The organism is Amycolatopsis sp. NPDC039088 (assembly GCF_055598845.1).
Map to the genome: position 1 here is coordinate 1 of NZ_JBVKAE010000090.1, position 1,625 is coordinate 1,625.

Consider the following 1,625-nt stretch of genomic DNA (forward strand, 5'->3'; position numbering starts at 1 on the left):
GTGGACAGTCAAGGAGGCCCCACTGTCTCAGTGGGGAGTCCTTGATTGCGACCAGTCCGCGAAGGTCTCCTTCGCTACCTTCAGGGCAGGGAAGGGGACCTTCACGTCAGCGAGGCGATCACGCCATGTTTGCCTTACCCCTCAAACAGAACCGTCATTACCACTCACAAGGCTGGCAGCCAGGGGTCCGGCAAAGTCGGCGGGCTATCGGGTTCGACGATGTAGGGATTGCAGCAGCCAGGCGGGGAAGATTCCGGACGTTCAACGGCCGCGATCTTCCCCACCGAGCACAGCCGCACCAGTGGTAACCAAACGAGGCCGTAAGCCGCCGATTTCCGGCACAGTTCCGCGCCCTTCATGCCCGTTCCACCAGTGCGTAGACCCGGGCGGGGCTGCCGGAGCCGCCGACGATCGGGAGCGGGCTGACGATCAACAGCGATCCGGTCGGTGGCAGACTCGCCAGGTTCCGCAACTGGGTCAAACCGTGCTTTCCCGCCCCCAGCAAGAGTTCGTGACAGGGGAAGGCTGGTTCGAGAGCCAGCGCCTGCCCCGCGTCCGTGCCCACCGTCTCCACTCCGAACCCGGTGATCGGCGCCTCCTCGGCGAGCCAGCGGGCACAGTCCGCGGAGATCCCCGGCGTATGCGGGCCGCTCTCGTCGTTGTTGAGGAAGTTCTCCTGCTCGTGTGAACGAGCGTCCCACCCGGTGCGGTAGAGCAGCCATCCACCGGCGGGAAGCGGCCCGTGCTCACGTTCCCACTCGCGGATGTCGTCGACGGACAGCAGGAAGTCCGGATCTTCGGCCGCGCGGGCCGACGCGTCGAGCACCACCGCCGCGGCGACCAGCGTCCGCAGCGGGACCTCGGAGACGTCGTGGCCGTCCTTGCCCGAGAGCCAATGCACCGGGACATCGAGATGGGTTCCGGTGTGCTCGCCCGTGTGGATGTTGTTCCAGTACCAGCGCGGCCCACGTTCGTCGTAGCGGCTTATCTCCTCCAGGCCGAACGGGATCGTGTTCGCGAACGGCTCCGGCAACTGCAGAACCGGCGTGCTCGCGCTCAACGGTGCCGTGAGGTCGACGACCTCGATCGCGCCGGCGGTGATGGCGGTGTTCAGCTGGGCCAACAACGACATGCGTGCCTCCCGGGGTGACTGCGGTGTCTCGGTCACTTTAGGCCGATTTCGGTGCTGGGTGGGATCCCTGGCTCAGACTTGCCGGACGGGTTGCACAGCACGGAGATCGTGGAATGGCGGATATATTCGCACTACTGTCCATAGAGGACAGTAGCTGGAAACTTTCTGCCCACAACGTCACTCTTGCGCGCTCCTCCGACCACAACGGGAACACCACGCGACACGGAACACCCTTTCGCCACCCAGAACGATCATCATCCAGTCGGCGCGCTGACCATCCTAGCCCGAGTAAAAACAATTTCATATTCGCACACCTGTTCGATCTTCGGTATTCTGGTGGCGTGTCCAGTAGACGAACCCTCGAACCGCCACAGGAGTTGTGGCGTGCCGGTGCGCGGGAGCTCGCGCACGGCGTGGTCGAGCGAATGTCGCTGGCACGACAAGCTTTGGCGGAGGTCGGGCAGTTCCTGGTGGAGATCGAAGCCCGGGGCCC

Annotated in this window: 1 protein-coding gene and 1 pseudogene; one reads left to right on the top strand and one right to left on the bottom strand. The window is 64.4% G+C overall.

Annotated elements, in window-relative coordinates:
• Positions 1-355 precede the first annotated feature (355 nt).
• Positions 356-1,132 carry a cyclase family protein gene (locus ACZ7KI_RS43315; protein ID WP_470278811.1) on the bottom strand — a complete coding sequence of 259 codons (777 nt, stop codon included), beginning with the start codon at positions 1,130-1,132 and terminating at the stop codon, positions 356-358.
• Positions 1,133-1,473: 341 nt separating this feature from the next.
• On the opposite strand from ACZ7KI_RS43315, the pseudogene ACZ7KI_RS43320 reads away from it, so the two are divergent.
• Positions 1,474-1,625: pseudogene (locus ACZ7KI_RS43320) on the top strand (HNH endonuclease); the annotation flags it as partial.

What these genes read in the sequence shown, in the direction of transcription:
- ACZ7KI_RS43315 (WP_470278811.1), bottom strand. Translation starts at nt 1,132, where the DNA reads ATGTCGTTGTTGGCCCAGCTGAACACCGCCATCACCGCCGGCGCGATC.